At 56.9% G+C, this 17782-nt stretch carries 16 protein-coding genes; 8 read left to right on the top strand and 8 right to left on the bottom strand.

Annotated elements, in window-relative coordinates:
- The first annotated feature begins 315 nt into the window (after positions 1-315).
- Entirely contained in the window at positions 316-1515 is a 1200-nt protein-coding gene (locus CWI75_RS14105) for a transporter (RefSeq protein WP_101522153.1), read from the top strand.
- 24 nt (positions 1516-1539) lie between these two features.
- Here CWI75_RS14105 and CWI75_RS14100 read toward each other — a convergent pair whose 3' ends face one another.
- The 4 genes from CWI75_RS14100 to CWI75_RS14085 form a co-directional block, all read right to left on the bottom strand.
- Positions 1540-2019 carry a hypothetical protein gene (locus CWI75_RS14100; protein WP_101522152.1) on the bottom strand — a complete coding sequence of 160 codons (480 nt, stop codon included), beginning with the start codon at positions 2017-2019 and terminating at the stop codon, positions 1540-1542.
- A 19-nt stretch (positions 2020-2038) separates the two neighbouring features.
- The gene (locus CWI75_RS14095) at positions 2039-2731 is read right to left on the bottom strand and encodes a C39 family peptidase (RefSeq protein ID WP_206604741.1); all 693 of its coding nucleotides are present in this window, start codon (positions 2729-2731) and stop codon (positions 2039-2041) included.
- A gap of 31 nt (positions 2732-2762) precedes the next feature.
- Entirely contained in the window at positions 2763-3137 is a 375-nt protein-coding gene (locus CWI75_RS14090) for a hypothetical protein (RefSeq protein WP_206604740.1), read from the bottom strand.
- A gap of 99 nt (positions 3138-3236) precedes the next feature.
- Positions 3237-4814, bottom strand: a complete 1578-nt coding sequence (locus CWI75_RS14085; protein WP_206604739.1) for a hypothetical protein — start codon at positions 4812-4814, stop codon at positions 3237-3239.
- Positions 4815-5025: 211 nt separating this feature from the next.
- Here CWI75_RS14085 and CWI75_RS14080 point away from each other — a divergent pair, with 211 nt between their 5' ends.
- Complete coding sequence (locus tag CWI75_RS14080; protein WP_101522150.1) at positions 5026-5832, top strand: winged helix-turn-helix domain-containing protein; 807 nt, start codon at positions 5026-5028, stop codon at positions 5830-5832.
- A gap of 119 nt (positions 5833-5951) precedes the next feature.
- Positions 5952-6365 carry an alternative ribosome rescue aminoacyl-tRNA hydrolase ArfB gene (arfB, locus tag CWI75_RS14075; protein ID WP_101522149.1) on the top strand — a complete coding sequence of 138 codons (414 nt, stop codon included), beginning with the start codon at positions 5952-5954 and terminating at the stop codon, positions 6363-6365.
- Here arfB and CWI75_RS14070 read toward each other — a convergent pair.
- A complete protein-coding gene (locus CWI75_RS14070) occupies positions 6334-8451 on the bottom strand; it encodes a PQQ-dependent dehydrogenase, methanol/ethanol family (protein WP_101522148.1) in 2118 nt (705 codons plus the stop codon). The two genes, arfB and CWI75_RS14070, sit on opposite strands and share 32 nt — an antisense overlap.
- Before the next feature lie 61 nt (positions 8452-8512).
- Here CWI75_RS14070 and CWI75_RS14065 point away from each other — a divergent pair, with 61 nt between their 5' ends.
- Positions 8513-9451, top strand: coding sequence for a hypothetical protein (locus CWI75_RS14065; RefSeq protein WP_101522147.1), 939 nt, complete (start codon positions 8513-8515; stop codon positions 9449-9451).
- A 38-nt stretch (positions 9452-9489) separates the two neighbouring features.
- Here the strand turns inward: CWI75_RS14065 and CWI75_RS14060 are convergent, their stop codons facing one another.
- Positions 9490-11826 carry a Tex family protein gene (locus tag CWI75_RS14060; protein WP_101522146.1) on the bottom strand — a complete coding sequence of 779 codons (2337 nt, stop codon included), beginning with the start codon at positions 11824-11826 and terminating at the stop codon, positions 9490-9492.
- Positions 11827-11967: 141 nt separating this feature from the next.
- On the opposite strand from CWI75_RS14060, the gene CWI75_RS14055 reads away from it, so the two are divergent.
- On the top strand, positions 11968-12462 hold the full coding sequence (locus CWI75_RS14055) for a SixA phosphatase family protein (RefSeq protein WP_162300093.1): 495 nt from the start codon (positions 11968-11970) through the stop codon (positions 12460-12462).
- Here the strand turns inward: CWI75_RS14055 and CWI75_RS14050 are convergent.
- A complete protein-coding gene (locus tag CWI75_RS14050) occupies positions 12459-13430 on the bottom strand; it encodes a glutathione S-transferase family protein (RefSeq protein ID WP_101522144.1) in 972 nt (323 codons plus the stop codon). The two genes, CWI75_RS14055 and CWI75_RS14050, sit on opposite strands and share 4 nt — an antisense overlap.
- A 122-nt stretch (positions 13431-13552) precedes the next feature.
- Positions 13553-14431, bottom strand: coding sequence for a LysR family transcriptional regulator (locus CWI75_RS14045; RefSeq protein WP_175580225.1), 879 nt, complete (start codon positions 14429-14431; stop codon positions 13553-13555).
- Positions 14432-14534: 103 nt separating this feature from the next.
- On the opposite strand from CWI75_RS14045, the gene CWI75_RS14040 reads away from it, so the two are divergent.
- From CWI75_RS14040 to CWI75_RS14030, 3 genes are all read left to right on the top strand, one after another.
- Positions 14535-15374: a pirin family protein gene (locus CWI75_RS14040; RefSeq protein ID WP_101522143.1), complete on the top strand. Its 840-nt coding sequence runs from the start codon at positions 14535-14537 to the stop codon at positions 15372-15374.
- A 381-nt stretch (positions 15375-15755) separates the two neighbouring features.
- Positions 15756-17036, top strand: coding sequence for a dicarboxylate/amino acid:cation symporter (locus CWI75_RS14035; protein WP_101522142.1), 1281 nt, complete (start codon positions 15756-15758; stop codon positions 17034-17036).
- Positions 17037-17050: 14 nt separating this feature from the next.
- Complete coding sequence (locus CWI75_RS14030) at positions 17051-17701, top strand: MBL fold metallo-hydrolase (protein ID WP_101522141.1); 651 nt, start codon at positions 17051-17053, stop codon at positions 17699-17701.
- Positions 17702-17782 lie beyond the last annotated feature (81 nt).

The following is a 17782-nucleotide window of genomic DNA, read 5'->3' as shown; positions in this document are numbered from 1 at the left end:
TTTGTAAACCCCGTAGTTCAATGAGCTGCGGGGTTTTTTTATGGGCGCGGCGAAAGCATTACACAGGCGCTGACCAACGGTACCCAAAAAGAGGGGTAGCCCCTCACACCCGATGAAGCCAGGCAACGATTGGAGATCCGCGTGAATTCTTGCTTAGTCGAGTCTTTGTACTACTATTAGCGCAAAGTACGAAAGCAGGATGTTGTAGCACAGCGGGTAGGTTTGCTGGGGGCCGAGAGATACGTAACCATGCTTAGACTCAACTATCAGGGTTGTTCCGTAGCGCGCAAACGAGGCAAACATGCGGGGCTGCTTATGCTGCTGTTTGCATCCCATGCAGGTGTTGCGCCTTATGTCGGTGCGCAGAATCTTGATCTTGAGTCGGAGCTGACAAAACAGATGCAGCTGATCAATCAACAGAACGCAGCGCTTCAGCAGCAGCAAAAATTACTTGAAGCCCAGCAGCGGGAAATCGAGCAGCTGAAGCGTATACTAAACGGCATCCAGCAACAAAGAGCGGATGCGACAATCAGACCGCAGCCTGGGGAACCGGTAGCGCCGGTTGGCAAGGCGCCTGATATCATCAAAAAATCCGCAGTACCGGATATACCAACGCTGGATAACCAGGTGGCCAGAGTCCTGACCAACAAAGGTGGCCTGGTTCTGGAGCCCTATTTGCAGTATTCCTATGCAGACAATAATCGGGTTTTCCTGGATGCCTTCACGTTTTTGCCGGCTCTAGCCATCGGTCTTATAGACCTGCGCCAGGTCAAACGACACAGTACGATTACCGGGATCACCGCACGTTACGGATTAAGCAGCCGGCTTGAGCTTGAAACCCGGGTGCGACATGTCTATCGCTCAGACAGTCAGCGGTCGAGGCCGATCAGTATAGGCGTCGGCGATGATGAGATATTCAATGCCGATGGTAACGGCTTTGGTGATACTGAACTGGCAGCGCGTTACCAGCTTAATGATGGTGTTGATGGCTGGCCAATATTCATCGGAAGCCTGACCGCATCGCTGCCAACAGGCTCCAGCCCATTCGATGTGGACTTTGTACAATCAACGCCGGGGGCCCTGTTTCCGACCGAGCTGCACACGGGCTCAGGCTACCTCAGTCTGCAACCGGCAGTATCAGTGCTGTACCCCACTGACCCCGCGGTGTTCTTTGGTAGTCTCAGTTACAGCTGGAACAAGGATACCGACGAGGAGATCGCAGGAGCCAGACAGAACGTTGATCCCGGTGACAGTCTCGGAATTGGGTTTGGCATGGGCTTTGCGTTTAATGAAAGAAGCTCTTTCAGCATCGGCTATTCCCACAAACATGTTCTTGAATCAAAGGTGGGAGGAGCCGATATTAACGGTAGTGTGCTTGATATTGGAGCGTTAACATTCGGGTTTTCCCTACGTGCAAATCAACACACACGTTTCAACCTTTCACTCTCGGTCGGTACAACGGAAGATGCACAAGATGTTGATATAGCGTTGAGGATGCCGACGTCCCTGTTTTAATTGTGCTGTAGCGTTAACGTAAGGTCAGAGGTTCCCCTCGATAAACTGGTTAAATAATCGCTGACCAGATATATCCAGTCCACTGTTAGTGACGTTCAGTAGCTCTATATCAACAATACGCATTATTTCTATCAGCTGGTTGTTGAGAGCATTCTGGGTGATGGAGCCAATGGCATCACCGGACACAGGATTGGCTGAAGCCAATTGGTTGGAACGTATCGAGAGAAAAGTTTCCGGCAGTTCAAAATATGAGGTATGGGTCCGTATACCATTTCTGAAGACGTCCTGATTAATACTGATATTTACTGTGATCCCGTTCGGAAGTACAAACCCGCCGCGCAGGCCGTCAAGTTCTTCCTCCGAGGCAATCTCTATATTGTGAAGTTGTCCGGCTTCCCCTGGTTGGCCGAAACCCACGGCCGGAAAGGTGAGCAGCAGCAAACCTGAAATTAAGCTGGCAGTTCGACGGTAACTATTAATTGTATGCAGACTGGCCATCAACATGAGGCGCACTCCTTTTGCTCTAGAGATCATCATAGTTTCGGCGAAGAAGGTTAAATTCCGCAAGGCTGCTTCGATCTAACGCATTTGCCACTGGAGAGCGCGGGTTAAGGGCCCACTCGCTCTCGCGCTGATAAGATGCTGCACCTACCGTGGCCTTATTCTCGACGAGGAAGAGAATCCGGCTTTCCCACATTTCGTTAAATTTTTTCTTCTCAAGCCGCTTCACACCTACAGAAGGATCTCCCACGAGTACTTCGGTGGGACTAAGCCCTTTGACAATAACAAAGTGCAGGTAGCCATTCTGGTTGATAATTGTTATCGCCGGTATATTAAGTCTGTCCAGCGATACTTTAAAACCATTTGCGCTGTAACCCCGGCGTTCCAGATAGTGCTTCATATCCAGCATGGAAAACCCCTGGTGTTGGATTTTCTCCTGATCGCCGTGTTCGAACATATCAAGAAATACGTCGATCTCGCTGACGGTATCCTGGTAATGAAATGTCAGCAGACTGGCCAGGGCAGCGGACCCACAACTGAAGTCATATTGCTGACGATAAATGGTCTCGAATTTTCGCTCGGCAAAGCTGGTGACAGGCACTGAAAAATTGCCTCCCATGGATGTGTTGTTCAAATCCAGTGCAAACGCCTGGAATGTTGCTGTTGCCAGAACTGCAGCGGTACTGGTGACGCGCAGTAGTGTGCTGATCATCATTGGCTTTACTTCCTTTCAACGTAGCGGCTGTTCATGGGAATATACTGACGTTGACCACCGTGGAGTCCTGAATAATGACGTTGTTGCCAGTATTCTGAATGATCGAAACAATCCCGCTTGCGCCGGAAAATGAATTACCGTCAATAATGTTATCTCCAGAAAATGTATTAATGGCAGTATTGTCCGTGAGTGTGGCGTCGAGGTTGGAATTAACCAGGTAGTTCACATTCTGTATGCCACCTTGAGCGGTTGATTCAGCAAGCTCTGTTAGAGATACCGCCTCCGGGGCGTGCTGCTTGAACCCTGTATCCCGTTGCAATTCCTCCGCAGTTAAAAAGCCACTGCATAGACATCCGGCACACAGTAAGCTGAAAGTCTTGGGAAACTGTTTTGTCATGATTTTCATAGGTTAAACCAGGAGTTAACGATAGTCTCTTGAACACGCATTTGTGTGAGAACCATCGTTAACTCCATCGCCTCCCGTTGAGTTACGAAGATGACATCATTAGTTCAATGTCACGTTGCCCTGAAACGATACCTGCTGCTGGCTCAGCGCATTCTGTCCCATGTTCTGGACATTTTGGGTTATCCCCGCGGTTCCGGAGAACGACTCACTGATAGATGCGGTTGAGTCATTTGTTCCGCTGCGCGGTATGGTTACGGATGTTGTATTGCCTGTGACAGCCCCGCTCAGCGCAGAGTTGTTTACACTGCTGGTAAAGTTCGATGTAGCAGTTCCGCCGTTATTGGCGGCTGCAGAACCGTCTCCTTCCCCCCAGGCAAAGCTGTTGTCGCTATTGTCACTATTGTCGACAGTGGCTGTACCGCCGTTGTTCGCCGCGGCCGACGCAGCGCCGTTAGCCCAGGCGCCGCTGTTGTCACTACTGTCACTGTTATCGGTGCTGGCAGTGGAGCCATTGTTTGCAGCGGCTGAACCCATCGCGTTTGCTGCAGCCATGCTATTGTCACTGGCATCACTGTTATCAGCGCTCGCTGTGCTGCCGTTATTGGCTGCCGCAGCACCCAACGCCAACGCGCTTGCTGAACTATTGTCAGAGCTGTTGCTATTGTCAGAGTTATTGCTGTTATCGGAACTGTCGCTATTATCGGAGTTATCACTACTGTCGAGGGCAACGTCAATAGTAGCACCACTCAGCAGGCTGTTATCGGAGTTATCAGAGTTGTCTGAACTGTCAGAATTGTCCGAGCTATCAGAGTTGTCCGATGAATCATTGCTCGCGATACTGCCATTGTTGGCGGCAGCCCCGGTTGCAGAAGCGTTACTGCTATCTGAATTATCGGAACTGTCACTGTTATCGGAATTATCGGAGCGGTCCGATGAATCGTTGCTTGCCACACTCCCGTTGTTTGCGCCAGCGCCCGTCGCCGAAGCACTGCTGCCATCGGAGTTGTCAGAGCTGTCACTGTTATCGGAATTACCGGAGCGGTCCGATGAATCGTTGCGTGCCACACTCCCGTTGTTTGCGCCAGCGCCCGTCGCTGAAGCACTGCTGCCATCGGAGTTGTCAGAGCTGTCACTGTTATCGGAATTATCAGAGCGATCCGATGAATCGTTGCTCGCCATACCTCCGTTGTTTGCGCCAGCGCCCGTCGCTGAAGCACTGCTGCCATCGGAATTGTCAGAGCTGTCACTGTTATCGGAATTATCAGAGCGATCCGATGAATCGTTGCTCGCCATACCTCCGTTGTTTGCGCCAGCCCCCGTCGCCGAAGCACTGCTGCCATCTGAATTGTCGGAGCTATCACTGTTATCAGAGCTATCACTGTTATCGGAGCTGTCACTGCTGTCGAGGGCAACGTCAATAGTTGCACCACTTAGCAGGCTGTTGTCAGAGCTATCTGAATTATCCGAGTTGTTTGAGTTATCGGAGTTGTCAGTCCCGACTGCGTTTGATGCCTCATTGGCGGAAGCAGAACCATCGCCGGAGCTATCCGAGCTTGCGGTTGCAACCTGGGTTTCAGCTGATTCGGTTGCCGTATTGGTGGGGTTTGCCCATACGCCCGAAGTCGCTGTGCCCAATAACAGTGCAATACTCAGGGGTAAAAGTTTGCGATTTTTCATGGCTATTCTCCATTTACATGACTAGGAAGGTCGGGACAATGCCTCTGTTGGAAGACATCGCCAACGTGAAAGAGCATCCATAATCGCGACTCAAGAATACATAAAAGAACCCTTAAAATTAGCTCAATGTACGGTAACGCGGCAGGTCTGCTTTAATTGTGCTAAACCATAGTGTGACTGACGGACTGACTAACTTTGGCGGTGGTTGATTATGAGCAGTAGCTCACACGGGTACCGTATTCTCCTGGTTTCCAGCAGTGACTTTGTGCTCGGGTTGTTGAAAGGCTACTGTCTTTCCAATTCTCTCAAACTGGATGTACAAAGCACGCTCAGTGCAATCGCGGGAAAAGCCACAGCGCCTGATTATCGACTGGTGATCGTCGATCTTCGCGCGGCGCATGCAATACTTACAAAAGATGATGCCGATCAACTTTCTTATTATTTCCAATTGAAGAACTATCGGAATGTCGAAGTGTGTGCGATCGAGGATTGCCAAAATGGCTGGCATCAGGAGGCGTTGTCGAATTTTGACTGGGTCGTGAGAGAGCCCATTATCGAGAATCTGGAGCACTTTCTCAGTGAGCGGGACAAGCAGCTACCGATTAATTCCCTCGAGCGCCGTCAGTATGAACGTAGACGGGGGCGAGATCGGAGAAGTCTATATCCGGCGGTGCACCACCTCCCGGACTCCACTTGCGATCAGTTACATATGGGCCCGTTTTCCTTAGACAGGAATAGCAGGAGCCTGTATTTATACGAGAGAAATCTTGGGTTGACCACCAAGGAATTTGAGTTGTTTGAACTGCTTGCTTCCGATAACGGGCGCGCCTTCAGCACTGATGCAATTGTCAGAGCCCTATGGCCCAAAAATCACCGGGCGAACAAATCGGATCTTTACCAGTATGTACATTTATTGCGCCGTAAGGTTGAGGCGGACCCGTGTAACCCACAGTGGCTTCTTACGGTGAAGGGCGTGGGCTACAGGTTGAATGTTGAAAGTCAGAGCGCTCGAACGTAAGTGGTTTTTTCTTACACGTACACGGGACGCGACGCAGGTCTTGGACATGCGTGCTCCTACAGTAGTTGAGAGATGGGAGCTGGGAGTTGTTGCCACCCGGGTATGATAAACTGTCCCCTATGCTGACAATCTCCCCCTCACTCTCAATCCCTCTTGAGCAAATAGAGTTTAGCGCTATTCGCGCGCAGGGCAGTGGCGGCCAGCATGTGAACAAGGTATCGAGTGCTATTCACTTGCGCTTCGATAGCCAGGCCTCCTCACTACCCGATAGCTGTCGCGAGGCAATACTCAGGTCCCGCGATAACCGCGTGTCAGCGGATGGTGTGATTATGATCAAGGCCCAGCGTTTTCGTAGTCAGGCCCGTAATCGTGAAGACGCACTGGAGCGATTGGCCGGGTTTATTCGCGATTGTTGTACCCAACAAAAACCGCGCAGGCCGACCCGCCCAACCCTGGCGGCGAAGCGCCGCCGCCTGACAAACAAGGCCCGGCGCAGTGTGGTCAAGGAGCGGCGGCGGTCTCTGGAGGACTGAGCAGGGCCTGGTGGGCGCGCTCGATAAGATACTGGCGAATATTTTCAGACCCCTGCGCCCCCAGGACGCCGGCAAAACCGACCATGCCGCCTTGCCAGTGCTGGCCGCCACGAACAATGGCATCCCATTGCGCGTGAGTCTCGGCGGACATGGCCCGGAGGTCCGGGGTGGCGCCTCCGCTTACCGCGCCGTCACCGTGACAAAAAACACAGTAGGCCAGATACTGCACCTTGCCATCCAGGATCTGTTCCGGCGTGGCCTCCAGCTCTGGTGGTGCGATTACCAGCGCAGGCGTGGCGGCGTCCGGCAGGGTGTCGTCAGCGCCCAGCCTGAACACCAGTAGCCTGCTTCTGTTGGGTATCGGCCCGGCGGTGAGGGCTTCGCCGCCTACCAGTGCCAGTGCACCACCCCAGCCAGCCACTACGGCAACATATTGCACGCCATCAATCCGATACGTGACCGGCGGTGCGACGATGCCGGTCTGGGCGTCAAAAGACCACAGGTCCTCGCCGGTATCGGCTGTATAGGCCACAATACGGCCCTCGGCATTACCCTGGAAGAGAAGGTTGCCCGCTGTGGATAACATGCCTCCGTTCCAGGGCCCTGCGTGGGTGACCTCCCACCGTGGTTCGGCCGCCACGGGGTCCCAGGCGACAATCGCCCCTTTTACGGTGTCCAGTACCGTTTGCTTGATCTCGGGGTCGTCCGGAAGCGAGGCGGGGATGCTGTCGGTGCCGGTATTCCAGTAGCCTGGCTTGTATTCAAACTGTTCATCGGCGGCATATACCCAGGGAACATCCTGCTTCGGGATATACACCAGGCCGGTATCGGGGCTATAGCTCATCGGGTGCCAGTTATGGCCACCGATCGGGCCGGGTAGTTGCAAGCCGGAATCGCTTCCTTCATAGCGGGATGCGGGGTTTTCTACTGGCCGACCTGTCTCCATATCAACATGCGAGGCCCAGGTAACACCGGCGTAAGGTTCCGCGGACAGCAATTCCCCGGTGGCGCGATCCAGCACGTAGAAGAAGCCATTCTTGGGGGCCTGCATCAGGACCTTGCGCTGGCGGCCGTCCAGTTCCAGATCCGCGAGAATCATGTGTTGGGTAGCCGTATAGTCCCAGGTTTCGCCGGGGCTGGTCTGGTAGTGCCAGACATAACTGCCGTCGTTAGGGTTCAGGGCGACAACAGAGGACAAGTAGAGGTTGTCGCCCCCGTCGGGACTGCGTATTTGCCGATTCCAGGGAGCGCCATTGCCGACGCCGATGTACAGGAGATCCAGTTCCGGATCATAGGCCATGGAGTCCCACACGGTACCGCCGCCACCGATCTCCCACCAGGCGCCGCCACCCCAGGTTGCCGCAGCAGTTTTCATCGCCTCGTTTTCGAAGCCCTGTTCAGGGTTGCCGGGTACCGTATAAAAGCGCCAGGCCATACTGCCGGTATCGAGATCATAGGCTGAGACATAGCCGCGAACACCCAGTTCGCTGCCACCATTGCCGATAATCGCCCGCCCTTTGATAATCCGCGGCGCGCCGGTAATGGAATAGGGGCGGCTGCGGTCGGTGGTCTGGGCTTCCCACAAACGTTCGCCACTACTGGCATCCAGTGCGACCAGGCGACCATCGAGGGTGCCGAAGAACAGCCGGCCATCGTCGTGGGCAACACCGCGATTGACGACGTCGCAGCAGAGGTGGACGGCCCATTCCCGCGGTACTTTGGGGTCGTGGAACCACAGCAGCTCGCCGGTTATGGCATCATGCGCGAATACCATGCTCCAGGAGCCGGTAGTATAGATGGTTCGGTCTATGACCAGAGGTGTCGCCTCTTTACCTCGCGCAGTGGGGTAATCAAAATACCAGTCCAGGCCCAGCTGGGTTACGTTGCGCGCATTGATGTCCTGCAGCGGGCTGAAGCGCGTCTCCGCATCGTCAAGACCATGCGTTGCCCATCCCATATCGACCGTTGTGGCATCGGTATCGGCGGTAGAGACCTGTCCATCAACATCACGGTCGCAGCCAGTGAGCAGTATTGAGCCGATGAGGAAGGGGACAAGTAGCGCGGCGGTGAGACCTGATCGTGGCATAATCTTCGTTCCCTGTTATTTTAAGCCAAGTCTAGGGTAATGTGATGGTAAAAGGAAAGTGGTGAAAACAGGGGTGCAGCCAGCCAGGTTAGCCAGGGGCGCTGTTTATATACTGGGGTTGCTGCTGGCGCTGGCCGGGCAGCCGGCATTGGCCGCTGACGGCTCCCGTTATCAGCGTACCGTCGCCGCTCTGCCGGAGGCCACGTCCGAAATCCGCGGTGATTTTGCCGCCATTGCACTGGCACAGCTGGCCGAGGCTTACCTGGCGGAGGCACGCCAGGCGCGTACTGAAGCCGTTGGTGTGCCGGGATCGACTCGTCTGCTCAGTTGGTCGCGGGGCGTAGAGCGCTATGTTCGCGAACTATGGGCGGCGCACGCGGAGGTGGCGCAGGGCCACCCGGTAGAACTGCAGGTGCTGCCCATGTCCGACGCCGCGGTTACCGTCGCCGGGCGTACCGTAATACTCAGCCATCCGCGCCGCGACCAGCAGGCGGTCTTCGAACAGGCTGCCCTGGCTGAGTTTTGCACTGCCCACGATTGCCTGCAGCTGCTGGCGGTCGCACCGGCAGGTAACCGGGAACCGATTCCTGTTAGCGCCTTGCCCCGTTCCGCGGACTGGGTTTTTACCGCTCGCGGGAATGTCTGTGTGCAGCAGGGCCTCAGTCTGCACTTTTCTCCCGGAGGATCGTTGCCCCGGCAGCGAAAGGTATGCGCGCAACTGTTTGCGGAATTACAGACACTGTTGGTCGAGTTGCGCTGGCAGCAACGTCAGGGGGTGATGATCGACTGGTCAGTGTTCACCCTGGCTGCGGCCCCGGATCGGGAACAACATCTGGTGACCCTCAATGGCGCGGGCGACGCGCTCCTGCTTAACCTGCCGCTGCTGTACCGAAGCGATGGATTGACGGAGCGCCTGCAGGGCTGGCTGCAGGCTTCCCTGGCAGGTAGCGTCTTCCCGGAATTGATATTACCGGCTACCGATTACAACTGGGGACAATAGGTTTTCCGCTATTGCCCTGGCCAGGCTTGGCGGGCACGCTAACGGTCTTTGCGGGCGGCGCTGGCAAACGCGGCCGCCAGTGCTGTCGGCGCTGCGGTGCTGGCAGTTGAATTCTTATCCGGGCCTTTATTGCCCGCCTCTCGTTTTTTGCCGCCTCCGGTCGCTATGCGGTTGCGCGGCTGATCATCCGCGCGATCCGTCGCCTTGTCGCTCAGGCGCATGGTCAGGGCGATGCGTTTACGAGCCTGATCCACTTCCATCACTTTCACTCTGACGATATCGCCGGCTTTAACCACGTCCCGGGGGTCTTTCACAAAACGCTCGGCCAGGGCCGAGATATGTACCAGTCCATCCTGGTGAACGCCGACATCGACGAAGGCGCCGAAATTGGTCACGTTGGTCACAGTACCCTCAAGTACCATGTCGGGTTTCAGATCGGAAATTTTCTCGACACCGTCTTGATAGCTGGCCATGCGAAATTCGGGGCGCGGGTCGCGTCCGGGCTTGTCCAGCTCGGCGATGATGTCCGTCACAGTAGGCAAACCGACGGTGCCGCTGGTGTAATCCTGGGGCCTGAGGCTGCGCAGGAATGCAGAATCGCCGATCAGGCTGGCAATCTCCCGCTGCTGGCGTTCAGCGATACTGGCGACCACGGGGTAGGACTCGGGGTGCACCGAGGACGCGTCCAGGGGATTTTGCCCGCCACTGATGCGCAGGAAACCCGCCGCCTGTTCGAAGGTTTTGTCGCCAAAGCGGGCGACCTTGAGCAACCCCTTGCGGTCGGTAAAGCTACCGGCCTGGTCGCGGTGCGCAACGATACTGGCTGCGAGGCTCTGGTTGAGGCCTGACACCCGGGTCAGCAGCGGTGCGGACGCGGTATTCACGTCCACGCCCACTGCATTCACACAATCCTCCACTACCGCGTCCAGCTGCCGTGCGAGTTGTACCTGGCTGACGTCGTGCTGGTACTGGCCCACGCCAATGGACTTGGGCTCGATTTTGACCAGCTCCGCCAAAGGGTCCTGCAGGCGGCGGGCAATTGATACCGCCCCCCGGATGGTGACATCCAGATCCGGAAACTCGCGTGCGGCGAACTCTGATGCGGAGTAAATGGAGGCCCCGGATTCATTCACCATTACCTTGCGACAGGAAAGTTCCGGGTGTTGGGTGAGGAGGTCGCCAACAAAGCGATCCGTTTCCCGGCTGGCGGTACCATTACCAATCGCGATCAGCTCAACCCCGTGTTTCTGTATCAGTCGCAGCAGCTCGGCGCTCGCTTCCCTGGTGCGGTTCTGCGGCTGGTGGGGGAAGATGGCGCCGTGATCCAGGTATTTGCCATTGGCATCCACCACCGCCAGTTTGACCCCGGTACGCAGCCCCGGATCCATGCCGATGGTAGTCCTGGCACCGGCCGGGGCCGCCAGCAGCAGATCTTTCAGGTTATTGGCGAAAACCTGTATCGCTTCCTGTTCCGCCCGCTCCCGTAGCTGGCCGAACAAGTCGGTTTGCAGGTGGGTCAATAGTTTCACCCGCCATGTCCAGCGCACACATTCCGCCAGCCAGCGGTCGGCGGGTCGCCCCTTATCCCGGATCGCCCAGTAATCGGCTATCATCACTTCGCAGGGGTGCGTGTCGGTGGGTTTTTCCTCGGCATTCATGATCAGGTTCAGCTGCAGGAAGCCCTCATTGCGCCCCCGGTACATGGCCAGTGCGCGGTGGGAGGGTATTCCCGCCAGGGCTTCGGTATGCTCGAAGTAGTCCCGGAACTTGGCGGCTTCCTCTTCCTTGCCGGGTACCAGGCGTGCGGCCAGCAGGGCGTGATCCTGCAGGAACTGGCGCAGCCGGGCCAGCAGGTCGGCATCCTCGGCGAAGTGTTCCATCAGAATCTGGCGGGCCCCCTCGAGGGCAGCCCTGGTGTCGGTAATACCGGCATCGGCGTTGAGGTAAGCGTTGGCCTCGCTTTCCGGGTCCAGCCCCGGGTTGGCCAGTAACGCCTTTGCCAGTGGCTCCAGTCCTGCCTCCCTGGCAATCTGGGCCTTGGTGCGGCGTTTTACCTTGTAGGGCAGATAAAGGTCTTCCAGGCGGTTCTTGGTGTCCGCCTGCAGTAGCGCTGCCTCCAGGGTAGGGGTCAGTTTGCCCTGCTCATCAATGGACTTGAGGATGACGCCCCGGCGATCTTCCAGCTCCCTGAGATAGCGCAGGCGCTCATCCAGGAAGCGCATCTGGGTATCGTCCAGGCCCCCGGTCACTTCTTTGCGGTAGCGCGAGATGAAGGGCACGGTGGCGCCTTCGTCAAGAAGGGTGATGGCGGCGCTGATCTGGCGCTCGGGGACGGCTAGTTGGTCGGCAATACGTTGGGCTATGGATATTGTCATGGCGTAGTGGCTTTGATTCCCGGGGTGATGACAAGAGGGCGCCATTATGCGCGAGCTGCTGCCGGAAACCGATCTGGTTTTTCAGACTGTTTTGTGCATGTGTCGCCTATACTGCTGCAGACAGACCAGGAGGAATTCACCATGAAAACATTACATGTGCTGCGCCATGCCAGATCCGAACCGGCGGGCCCCGGCGTTGCAGATCGGGAGCGGGGGCTTGATGAACAGGGTGAGGAGGACGCGCGACGCATGGGCGCCGCCCTTGCGGAGCGAATATTGCCGCAACCGCTGGTGGTCAGCCCCGCGCGACGTGCCCAGCTAACCCTGGCGGGCCTTTGCGAGGGCTGGCCCGCGCTGGCGCCTATGCCGCACCGCACGGAAGACAAGCTATACAGCCTGACCACGGGGGAGCTCGTCGCCTGGTTGCAGCAACAGCCAGATAGCGAAACCTCCCTGTTTCTGCTGGGCCACAATCCTACCCTGAGCGAACTCGTCAACCACCTTGCCTCCGATGCCGTAGCGGTTACGTTGCCGACCACTGGTTATGTCCAGCTGCAGCTGCCCATAGAGCATTGGCAGGAGCTTGATCGCGGTTGTGGCGAACGGGTATTGCAGCTGGGTCCGGCGACTGTCTAGCCACGCCGATGGGGTCGCGCATAATCAATGTCGGGCCCCAGGGGCACAATGCCGGTGGGGTTGATGGTGTGATGAGACGCGTAATAGTGGGTCTTGATGTGATGGAAGTCCACGGTCTCTGCCACTCCGGGTAGCTGATAGAGATCCCGGGTATAGCCCGACAGATGAGTGTAATCCTCAAGCCGTTGCCGATTGCATTTAAAGTGCCCATGGTACACGGCATCAAAACGAATCAGGGTCGTGAACAGGCGTATATCGGCCTCGGTCAGGCTGCTGCCTGCCAGATAGCGCTGGCCCGCCAGGTGATCCTCGAGAGTGTCCAGCTCTGTAAATACATCGCGGTAAGCTTCTTCGTAAGCGCTTTGGGTAGTGGCAAAGCCGGCCCGGTAGACGCCGTTATTGACCGCCGGGTAGATGCGGTCGTTCCACGCGTCGATTTTGTCGCGCAGTGCCGGTGGATACAGGTCCAGGCTGTTGCCGGTCAGGCCGTCGAAAGCGGTACCAAGCATGCGGATGATATCGGCAGACTCATTGCTGACAATGGTCTGGCGCCGCGTATCCCACAACACGGGTACCGTAACGCGGCCGGTATAACCGGGGTCGGCATCGGTGTATACCTGGTGATGAAAGCGACGGCCTGCAACCCGGTCACCGGTACTGCCCGCCTGCCTGTCGAAGGTCCAGCCGTGTTCCAGCATTAATGGACTGACGACAGAGACCCCGATCAGCCCCTCCAGGCCCTTCAGCCGGCGCACGATCAATGTGCGGTGAGCCCACGGGCAGGCCAGGGATACGTAAAGGTGATAGCGATCATTCTCGGCGGCAAAGCCTTCGTCACCGGTGGGCCCTGCTGCGCCATCCGGTGTTATCCAGTTGCGAAAGCGCGTATCTCCGCGTACGAAGCGTCCCCCGCTGCTATCCGTGTCATACCATACATCCTGCCATTTACCGTCTACCAGCATGCCCATTGCCTGTTCTCCTCTTCTGGTTTGTGGCGCAGCGCGTTGCTGCGTTGACGGAAGAAGGATAAGTTCGATTTATATGAATGAAAATGACAAAAAATCGCAATAAACATTCTATAAAAGCGAACCTATTGGTCCGTTGCCGCCAATAGTGAACCGAGGTAAATGGTGGCGGGTCCCGCACGATCCTGGTCCGCATAAGTCAGGTACAGTGTCGTATAGCGCCTGGATCCCTGTTCCAGCGGCAGTTCACGAAGATCACCCCGCTTCAGGTAGTGAGCCACCCGATTGTGTGGTAGCCAGGCAAACCCCATGCCCCGACGCACCATATCCACCGATGTTGCCACATGACTGACCGTCCAGCGTTGTTCCGCCCCCAGCCAGCCGGCATCCGTGCGCGGCCCTCGGGCTGAATCGCGGACTACCACCTGGCGGTGTTGTTGCAAGTCCTGCAGGTTGAGGCGGCCACGTCTTTGGTGCAGGGGGTGGTCTCTGTGTGCTACCGCGATAAACTCCGCCTGCATGAGCGGCTCACCGAGAAAGCCCCCGGGGATTTCCCCCGCGATCAGGAGATCCACTGCCGCTGCCTGTAACATTTCGCTGCCGCCGGACAATACGGTCTCGAACAGCTGGATCCGGGTCCCCGGGTATGTCTCCGAGAAGACCTGTAGAGCTTCTGCAAGTTGCCGGTAAGGATATACCTCATCCACCGCGATATTGATCTGCGCTTCCGTACCCTGTGCCAGGCTCTCGGCGATATCTTCCAGCTGGCCGGCCTGGTCGAGCAGCTGGCTGGCGCGACGCAGCATCAGTTCGCCGGCAGTCGTCAGTTGTGCCTTGCGTCCGATAACCTCCAGTAATTTTAGTCCCAATTGGTTCTGCAGTTTGTGTACCGCGTGGTTGATGGTGGACTGGCTCTTGTGAATGGCCGCTGCAGCCTGGGCGAAGCCGCCATGGCGAACAACCGCCTGCAACATGCGCCATTGTTCGAGTGTTGTGCGATTCATACACTGAATTCCTGTCGATTAAAGCGAAAGAAAGTGGCTAAATTATGCCATTTCTATTCTGGGCAGCGTAGTTAGAATGCGCTCACGTTCAGGGAGATTTGTCATGTCAAAGCGTATTATCCAGGAAGTTATCATTGCCCGGGCCAGCCGCGATGGCGACGGGGTTGCGATTGAGCGTGTTGCCGGTATGCAGCACGGCGCCATGGACCCGATCCTGATGCTGGATGAACTGCGTGCTGCGCGCAGGGAAGATCTTGGGGGCGGCTTTCCGGCACATCCCCACCGGGGTATGCAAACCCTGACCTATATGAAACATGGCGGCATCATTCATCAGGACAACCGCGGTCACCGGGGCGAAATCCGGGATGGTGGCGTGCAATGGATGTCGGCGGGCCGTGGCATCATCCACTCTGAAATGCCCACCCAGGACACACAGGGTCTACATGGCTTCCAGCTCTGGATCAATCTGCCCGCCGCTGAAAAAATGCACGAGCCACGCTATCGTGACATACCCAAAGAGGAGCTGGTAACCCTCTCTGGCGAGGGCTTCCAGGCTACTGCGATCGCTGGTGACTGGCAGCTGCCCGGAGCGGCTGTGACCGGACCCTTACATGAGCTGGCGCCGCGCGCAGGTGTGCTCGACCTGCATCTGGAGCCTGGTAGGGAGGTCACGCTGGTGCTACCGGCCAGTGAGTCTCTGCTGGCCTATATCTATGAAGGCACGACCGTCAATGGTGTTCGGGAACTCGCCGCCCGGCATCTGCTGGTGACCAGCCGGGGTGATGAGTGGACTGTGCGCGCCGGTAGTGAAGGTGCCTCCCTGCTGCTGCTGCGCGGCGAACCACTGCGGGAGCCGGTTGTCCAGTACGGCCCCTTTGTGATGAACACCAGTGCCGAGATTGACCAGGCGATTAAGGATTTCCGTAACGGCGATTTTGGCTGAAGCTCCTGGCTGCGTTTCAACGCCCGCAATGGTAGGCTATGCGCTTTATTCTGCGGGAGAGGCCGGATGTGGCGACTGCTTGCTGTTATCGGACTGTTAACCCTGGTCGCGAGCTGTGGTGCAAATCAGGTCCCTGCACCCGTTCCAGTAGAGGTTCCGGTAGATAATGCGTGGGTTGAGTGCACCCAGCCCCGGCCCCAGGTGTGTACCATGGAATACAGGCCGGTATGTGCCCGGCTTGAGAGTGGCCGCTTAATGACTTACTCGTCCCCCTGCAACGCATGTGCAGATGATGCCGTTACCGCCTGGCGGCCGGAGCCATGTCCTGACCAGTAGCGCAGCGGGTCCCGAAGTTTTTTGACCAGTAAAAAGAGTGAATAAATGAGTCTGACAAACCGGATCCTGATTGCCATGGTCACTGGCATTCTCATGGGGTCATTACTGAACGTGCTGCTGAACGCCAGTGGCCTGGCCGAAAGCTTGCGACAGTTTATTGATACCTATCTGGTATATGGGCTGTTTGATGTGATGGGGCGGATTTTCATCGCCACACTCAAGTTGCTGGTGGTACCCCTGGTACTGGTGTCGCTGATTTGCGGATCCAGTTCCCTGGGCGATAGCGCCAGGATGGGGCCTATCGCGATCAAGACCATCGGGTTTTACCTGGCGACGACTGCGATTGCGATAACAGTGGCTCTGCTGGTGGCGGTGGTCGTCAGCCCTGGTGCCAATGTGGAGCTGGCCGGAGAGGCTAACTTCGAGGTGGCAGCGGCTCCTCCGCTGACGGATGTACTGGTCAATATTTTTCCCTCCAATCCAGTGAAAGCAATGGCTGACGGCAATATGCTGCAGATTATCGTTTTTGCGCTCCTGTTTGGTTACGCGATTTCCCATGCCGGTGAACCGGGGCAGCGGGTGGCGGGTTTCTTCCGTGATACGGAAGCGGTAATCATGAAAATGGTGGCCATTCTGATGGAGCTGGCACCCTACGGGGTGTTCGCCTTGCTGGCCAAGCTCTTTGCGGAGATGGGTATCGGCGCCATCATGGATCTGGCGGCTTACTTCCTGACGGTGCTCGGCGTGTTGATTTTCCACGCTTTGTTCGTCTATAGCGCGCTGCTCAAAAGCCTGGCCGGCTTGTCGCCGCGGATCATGCTTGAGAAAATGCGCCCCGTATGGGCCTTTGCCTTCAGTACGGCGTCTTCGGGCGCGACCCTCCCTGTCACACTGCGCACGGTTGAGCGTCGTCTCGGGGTTCACAATTCGGTGGCCGGTTTCACTGTTCCCCTGGGTTCCACCATCAATATGGATGGCACTGCTATCATGCAGGGTGTGGCGACGGTATTCATCGCCCAGGTATACGGCGTTGAACTGAGCCTGGTAGCCTATGCGACGGTGATTCTCACAGCCACCCTGGCATCCATCGGTACCGCAGCGGTGCCGGGTGTGGGGCTGGTGACCCTGGCCCTGGTGCTGGAGCAGGCCGGGTTGCCGGTAGAGGGGATAGCCCTGATCATCGGTGTTGACCGTTTACTCGATATGGTGCGCACCATGGTCAATGTCACTGGCGATGCGACCGTTGCCGTTATTGTTGCCAACAGCGAAAACCAGCTTGATAAGCAGGTGTACCTGAACCCGAAAGCCGACCTGGATGCGGCTTGAGCCAGGATTATTCTATGTCGATACAAGTCTCTATTGTGCCGGTAACGGCCTACCAGCAAAACTGTTCAATCCTGAAGTGCCTTGCCACCGGCATGGGTGCGGTGGTGGACCCCGGCGGTGATGTTGAACGAATCCTCGAGGCCGCCAGGGAAATGGATGTTCGGATTGAGAAAATCCTGCTGACCCACGGCCATATGGATCATTGCGCGGCAGCGGATGTCCTGCGTCAGCGCCTGGGTGTGAAAATCGAGGGCCCTGAACGGGAGGACGATTTCTGGATCGCCAAATTACCGGAATGGTGCCAGATGGCTGGTTTTCCTCATGCGGATGCATTTGTGCCCGACCGCTGGCTGGAGGATGGCGAGACGGTCTCTGTGGGTGAGCAGACGCTTGAGGTGTTGCATTGCCCGGGGCATACCCCTGGGCATGTGGTGTTTGTTCACCGCGAACAGAAGGTCGCGTGGGTGGGAGATGTGCTCTTTCAGGGCTCGATTGGGCGTACTGATTTCCCGCGCGGCAATCACGATCAGTTGCTGGCGAGTATTCGTAACAAGCTGTTTCCGTTGGGCGATGATATTACGTTTATCCCCGGTCATGGGCCTACGTCGACGTTTGGCCAGGAGCGGCGGACGAATCCGTTTGTGGCGGATGCCCGATACGGCTGAGGGCGTGATATCCATGCAGGCGCGCCATGGTGCGGGCACCAGCTCCGCCCCTGGACCCTCTTCCCGGACACGCCGTGAATA

Source organism: Kineobactrum sediminis, assembly GCF_002868715.1.
GTDB classification, from domain to species: Bacteria; Pseudomonadota; Gammaproteobacteria; order Pseudomonadales; family Halieaceae; genus Kineobactrum; species Kineobactrum sediminis.
The sequence above is the reverse complement of the archived record's forward strand: the minus strand, read 5'-3'. Positions and strand labels throughout refer to the sequence as shown.

Excerpts from the sequence above, each read along its gene's own strand:
- CWI75_RS14105 (WP_101522153.1), top strand. The coding sequence starts at position 316 with ATGCTGCTGTTTGCATCCCATGCAGGTGTTGCGCCTTATGTCGGTGCG.
- CWI75_RS14100 (WP_101522152.1), bottom strand. The coding sequence starts at position 2,019 with ATGTTGATGGCCAGTCTGCATACAATTAATAGTTACCGTCGAACTGCC.
- CWI75_RS14095 (WP_206604741.1), bottom strand. The coding sequence starts at position 2,731 with ATGATGATCAGCACACTACTGCGCGTCACCAGTACCGCTGCAGTTCTG.
- CWI75_RS14090 (WP_206604740.1), bottom strand. The coding sequence starts at position 3,137 with ATGAAAATCATGACAAAACAGTTTCCCAAGACTTTCAGCTTACTGTGT.
- CWI75_RS14085 (WP_206604739.1), bottom strand. The coding sequence starts at position 4,814 with ATGAAAAATCGCAAACTTTTACCCCTGAGTATTGCACTGTTATTGGGC.
- CWI75_RS14080 (WP_101522150.1), top strand. The coding sequence starts at position 5,026 with ATGAGCAGTAGCTCACACGGGTACCGTATTCTCCTGGTTTCCAGCAGT.
- arfB (WP_101522149.1), top strand. The coding sequence starts at position 5,952 with ATGCTGACAATCTCCCCCTCACTCTCAATCCCTCTTGAGCAAATAGAG.
- CWI75_RS14070 (WP_101522148.1), bottom strand. The coding sequence starts at position 8,451 with ATGCCACGATCAGGTCTCACCGCCGCGCTACTTGTCCCCTTCCTCATC.
- CWI75_RS14060 (WP_101522146.1), bottom strand. The coding sequence starts at position 11,826 with ATGACAATATCCATAGCCCAACGTATTGCCGACCAACTAGCCGTCCCC.
- CWI75_RS14055 (WP_162300093.1), top strand. The coding sequence starts at position 11,968 with ATGAAAACATTACATGTGCTGCGCCATGCCAGATCCGAACCGGCGGGC.
- CWI75_RS14050 (WP_101522144.1), bottom strand. The coding sequence starts at position 13,430 with ATGGGCATGCTGGTAGACGGTAAATGGCAGGATGTATGGTATGACACG.
- CWI75_RS14045 (WP_175580225.1), bottom strand. The coding sequence starts at position 14,431 with ATGAATCGCACAACACTCGAACAATGGCGCATGTTGCAGGCGGTTGTT.
- CWI75_RS14040 (WP_101522143.1), top strand. The coding sequence starts at position 14,535 with ATGTCAAAGCGTATTATCCAGGAAGTTATCATTGCCCGGGCCAGCCGC.
- CWI75_RS14035 (WP_101522142.1), top strand. The coding sequence starts at position 15,756 with ATGAGTCTGACAAACCGGATCCTGATTGCCATGGTCACTGGCATTCTC.
- CWI75_RS14030 (WP_101522141.1), top strand. The coding sequence starts at position 17,051 with ATGTCGATACAAGTCTCTATTGTGCCGGTAACGGCCTACCAGCAAAAC.